The organism is Frankia sp. CoWAU3, from assembly GCF_977971855.1.
Genome location: NZ_CDWWXB010000097.1, coordinates 1 through 4,786 on the forward strand (window position 1 = coordinate 1; position 4,786 = coordinate 4,786).

Consider the following 4,786-nt stretch of genomic DNA (forward strand, 5'->3'; position numbering starts at 1 on the left):
ACACGCGTCCCCGGCTCGAAGAGGCCTTCTGGCGCCGCGGCGAAGGACCAGACGAACCGCAGGGGTCAATCAGGGCTCCCCGCCTCGAGAGCGTGACCGACCCCCCGCGGTTCACCGGTGCCGCACCTGTCCGGGACCCGGTTGTGGTCACCGCCTCGGCGCCCGCCGGATCGCCCGAGGCCCGGCGATGGGTCAATGGCCGGAACCTTACGGCTGGGCGTCAGATGTCGTAGTAGAGGGTGAACTCGTATGGATGCGGCCGCAGGCGGATGGCGTCGACCTCGTTGACCCGCTTGTAGTCCAGCCAGGTCTCGATCAGATCCGCGGTGAAGACGTCGCCCTCCCGCAGGAACTCGTTGTCCGCCTCCAGCGCATCGAGCACCTTCTCCAGCGAACCCGGGACCTGGGGAACCGCGGCCAACTCGTCCGGCGGGAGGTCGTAGAGATCCTTGTCGATCGGGTCCGGCGGATCAATCTTGTTCCGCACGCCGTCGAGTCCCGCCATCAGAATCGCGGCGAAGGCGAGATACGGGTTGCAGCTCGGATCCGGCACGCGGAACTCGACCCGCTTGGCCTTCGGCGAGTCACCGCTGAGCGGGATGCGGCAGCACGCTGACCGGTTGCGGGCCGAGTAGACCAGGTTGACGGGTGCCTCGTAGCCGGGCACGAGCCGACGGTAGGAGTTCGTGGTGGGGTTGGTGAAGGCCAGCAGCGCCGGGGCGTGGTGCAGCAGCCCCCCGATGTAGTAGCGGGCGGTGTCCGAGAGACCGCCGTACCCGTTCGGGCTGTAGAAGAGTGGCTCCCCGTCCTTCCACAGGCTGGAGTGGACGTGCATACCGGATCCGTTGTCCTCGAACAGCGGCTTCGGCATGAAGGTGACGGTCTTGCCGCGGCCGCGGGCGACGTTGCGGATGACGTACTTGTAGAGCATCAGGTTGTCGGCGGTCTTCAGAAGCGTGTCGTACCTGATGTCGATCTCCGCCTGGCCCGCGGTGCCGACCTCGTGGTGCTGCATCTCGACGGTGATACCCGTCTCGTAGAGCACCCGGGTCATCTCGGAACGCAGGTCGGTGAAGTGGTCCGTGGGCGGCACCGGGAAGTAGCCGCCCTTGAACCTCGGCTTGTACCCGAGGTTTCCGCCCTCTTCCTTCCGGGCGGTGTTCCAGGCGGCCTCGACCGAGTCGACCTGGTGCATCGACCCGTAGGGGTTGTAGTCATAACGCACATCGTCGAAGATGTAGAACTCCGCCTCCGGACCGAAATACGCGGTGTCCGCGACGCCGGTGCCCCGGAGATAGGCCTCCGCCTTCTTGGCGATGTTGCGCGGATCCCGGGAGTACTGTTCCTTGGTGATCGGGTCATGGATGAAGAACGTCATGGCGAGGGTCTTGTGCTCGCGGAAGGGGTCCACGAAAGCGGTGTGCGGGTCCGGTAGCAGCAGCATGTCGGACTCGTGGATGGCCTGGAAGCCGCGGATCGACGAGCCGTCGAACATCAGACCTTCGGTGAACACCGACTCCGCGAAGACCTGGGTCGGGATGGTGAAGTGCTGCATGATCCCGGGAAGATCGCAGAACCTGACATCGATGAACTGAACGTCTTCGTCCCGGATATAGCGAAGCACGTCTTCTGCTTTTGTGAACATTCGTCCTCCAGCATCGCGTCACGCTTCTTAGGCCCACAGGTTACGCCATGTTGGCGTGTCTCCGGTCACCAGGTCATCGGTGTACGACATCACGGGATGGTTTCCGTAGCGTTACCGAAACCCACTTCATTACTCAACGTGATGAGTTGGGTGCATGTTGCGGTGCCACATAAGCTTGCGTCGTGGGACGAGCACTTGGAGGCTGGCTTGACGGGCCAGGTCTGCCACGGGACACCCCGCCCGGGGTACGCCTCGGGTTGCCGCGGGACGGCCGAGGATCCGTGGTCGGGTTCGGCCCGCGTCTGCTGGCCTACCTCGTGGACGCGGTCGTCGCGAACCTGATCGTCGGCGTGCTGTACATCGTCGGACTGAGCTACGCCGCAGACGCGCGTGGCCTTGCGATCTACGCGCTCTTCCTGCTCGAAGAGCTGATCCTCGTCGGTACGGCCGGTCAGACGATCGGCATGCGGCTGGCCGGCATCCGTGTGATCCGGCTGCGTGACTGCGGTCGGCAGTCCTGGCCGTGGATCGTCGTGCGTACCGTTCTGCTGGGCCTGTTCATCCCGGTGTTCATCTGGGACCGTGACCTACGCGGCCTTCACGATCGTGCCGCCGGGACTGTGGTGGTGCGCGACCCCGAGAAGCCCGGCCCCGAGAAGTAGCGCGGATCCCCTCCACTTCGAGGCTTCGGGGTGGGCCACCGTGGGCCGCACAGCGGACCACGCCTGGCGGCGGCGCTATCGGATGCGGCCGCCGCGCGGGATGTTGCGGGGGATCGGTCCCTTCGGGATCGGCAGCGCCGCGCCGCCCATCGCCCGCAGGCGACGGTCAAGGGCGTCGACCTCGCTGCGGCGCAGGGTGCGCCGCAGCCGCATCAGGGTGCTCTGCAGCTTGGGTAGGGGAGTCTCCCCCTCACTGGTGCCGATGATGATGTCGGTCACCGGCGTGTCGCCGACCGCCTTGCGGATCCGGCGCTTCTCGGCGGCGAGCAGTTCCCGCGGGCCACGCCCGCGACCCTCCGCGATGATCACGACCCCGGCCCGGCAGACGACACGGTGCACCACATCCTGATGCCGGTTGACGCCGACGGCGGGGGTGATGCGCCACTCGCCCCGCATCCGTTCGATCACTCCGGCGGCGGCGCCCGGTTTGCCTTCCATCTCGGCGTAGGCGGTCCGCTGCACCCGCCGGCTGAACAGGTTCAGGGAGACGACTACCCCGAGCAGAAGGGCGATCGGAATCCACAGGTACAGCGGACCGACGAAGATTGCGAGCACGATGCCGACGGCGACCGGGGCGAGGAAGCCCGCCAGGGTGATCCAGAGCGCCCGCGGATCGCGTTGCCGGGTGACCTTGTAGATCATCCGGAGTTGGGCGACCCGAGTGGTGAATCCCTTTCCCGGTCCCGTCCCGCCGCCGCGGCCGTTCCGACCGGCCGCGCCAGCCTTGCCGGCCGCACCGGGGGTCTTCCCCGCGGCACCAGGGTTGGTGCCGCGCCTGCCAGCCGCGCCGTTCTTGTCGGCTGCGCCCGCCGACTGGTCCTTCCCCGCCGCCCCAGGGGTCGCCGGCCCCGGGGCGTCCGTCGGCTTCTTCTTCAGTGCCATGACCGCGAGCCTACGGCCTCCTGGCTAGCGGTAGGGATACTCGTCCCGTGCTCGCTGATCGCCGTTGGCCGGCGGGAAGTCCGACGGATCTGACTGCCGGGCGTGATCAGGGCGTGACGCGGATCAGGGCTGGGCGGCGACCGCGCGCGGACGCGGGGCGGCGGCCCGGGGTGGTGACTCGGGGCGGCGCGGGCGTGACCGACGTGACCGAAAGCGGCACGGTGGTATCTATCCATCGATAGCCGGTCGTCACGTGCAGATCGGTGGCCGCCCGCCAGGCGTTACGACGCGCGGTCTTCTGACCTCCGTGCGGCAGCAGCAGCAGGGTCACTTCTTCGAGAACGCTGAGCAGTGAACGGAGCACGATGGGAACGACCTCCCGGCACGGTCGTGGGCACACACCTCGATGATGGGCGAAGAGGATGACCCCCATGTAACGAGTGGATAACTCTAAGCTAATTCTAGCTGCTTCGAGGAATGGTCACCACGGACTCGGCCGTTGCCCGTGAGAGTTCTCCGACACACTTTCCGGGGGAACGGACATTTCGCTGCGGTCCTGGTCACGTGCCGTCATCGCTTGCTGGTAGAGGCGGCTGGCCCGGTAGGAAGACCGGACGAGCGGACCGGACATCACCCCGGAGAACCCGAGCTCCGCGCCGACACGTCCCCAGTCGAGGAACTCCTCCGGCCGCACCCACCGCTCGACCGGATGGTGCCGCGGCGTCGGGCGCAGGTACTGGGTCACGGTGAGCAGCTCACACCCCGCCGACCGCAGATCCCGCAGGGCCGTGTGGATCTCCTCCGCCGTCTCACCCAGACCCAGGATGAGGTTCGACTTCGTGACCAGCCCGGCCTGGCGGGCCTGGCGCAGCACGTCGAGTGAGCGCTCGTACCGGAACGCCGGCCGGATCCGCCTGAAGATCCGGGGTACGGTTTCGAGGTTGTGGGCGAGTACCTCGGGCGCCGCCTCGAACACCTCGCCCAACCGGTCGGGCCGGCCGCCGAAGTCCGGGATCAGGACCTCCACGCCGGTATCGGCCGAGCGTGCGTGGATCTGGCGGACCGTCTCCGCGTACAGCCACGAGCCGCCGTCCGCGAGCTCGTCCCGAGCGACTCCGGTGACCGTCGCGTACCGCAGGCCCATGGTGGCGACGGACTCCGCCACCCGGCGCGGCTCGTCATGGTCGAGCGGGGCAGGCCGCCCGGAGTCGATCTGGCAGAAGTCGCAGCGGCGGGTGCAGACCTCCCCGCCGATCAGGAAGGTCGCCTCGCGGTCCTCCCAGCATTCGTAGATGTTGGGACAGCCGGCTTCCTCGCACACCGTGTGCAGCCCGGCCGATTGGACCAGCCCCTTGACGTCCTGGTACTGCGGGCCGGTGCGCAGCCGAGTCCTGATCCACGATGGCTTGCGTTCGATCGGCGTCTGCGCATTACGGGCCTCGATGCGCAGCAGCGGACGACCCTCGGGGGCGACGGCGGTCATACCACCAGCTCCATCTGCTCAGCTTGCTCGGCGACCGGTTCAAAGGAGGGGAGG

The 4,786-nt window shown here is 67.6% G+C and carries 5 protein-coding genes; 1 reads left to right on the forward strand and 4 read right to left on the reverse strand.

Features of this window, described 5'->3' with window-relative positions; all coding sequences use genetic code 11:
* Positions 1-220 precede the first annotated feature (220 nt).
* On the reverse strand, positions 221-1,645 hold the full coding sequence (gene glnA, locus AC08ON_RS10525) for a type I glutamate--ammonia ligase (RefSeq protein WP_011437527.1): 1,425 nt from the start codon (positions 1,643-1,645) through the stop codon (positions 221-223).
* Positions 1,646-1,827: 182 nt separating this feature from the next.
* Here glnA and AC08ON_RS10530 point away from each other — a divergent pair, with 182 nt between their 5' ends.
* Positions 1,828-2,307: an RDD family protein gene (locus AC08ON_RS10530; protein WP_082456814.1), complete on the forward strand. Its 480-nt coding sequence runs from the start codon at positions 1,828-1,830 to the stop codon at positions 2,305-2,307.
* A 75-nt stretch (positions 2,308-2,382) separates the two neighbouring features.
* On the opposite strand, the gene AC08ON_RS10535 is transcribed toward AC08ON_RS10530, so the two are convergent.
* From AC08ON_RS10535 to lipA, 3 genes are all read right to left on the reverse strand, one after another.
* Complete coding sequence (locus tag AC08ON_RS10535) at positions 2,383-3,249, reverse strand: DUF4191 domain-containing protein (RefSeq protein ID WP_476607849.1); 867 nt, start codon at positions 3,247-3,249, stop codon at positions 2,383-2,385.
* Between the two features lie 106 nt (positions 3,250-3,355).
* Positions 3,356-3,613 (reverse strand): hypothetical protein, encoded by a 258-nt coding sequence (locus AC08ON_RS10540; RefSeq protein WP_476607850.1) that lies wholly within the window; start codon positions 3,611-3,613, stop codon positions 3,356-3,358.
* Between the two features lie 117 nt (positions 3,614-3,730).
* Positions 3,731-4,732 (reverse strand): lipoyl synthase, encoded by a 1,002-nt coding sequence (lipA, locus tag AC08ON_RS10545; RefSeq protein WP_476607851.1) that lies wholly within the window; start codon positions 4,730-4,732, stop codon positions 3,731-3,733.
* Between the last annotated feature and the right edge of the window lie 54 nt (positions 4,733-4,786).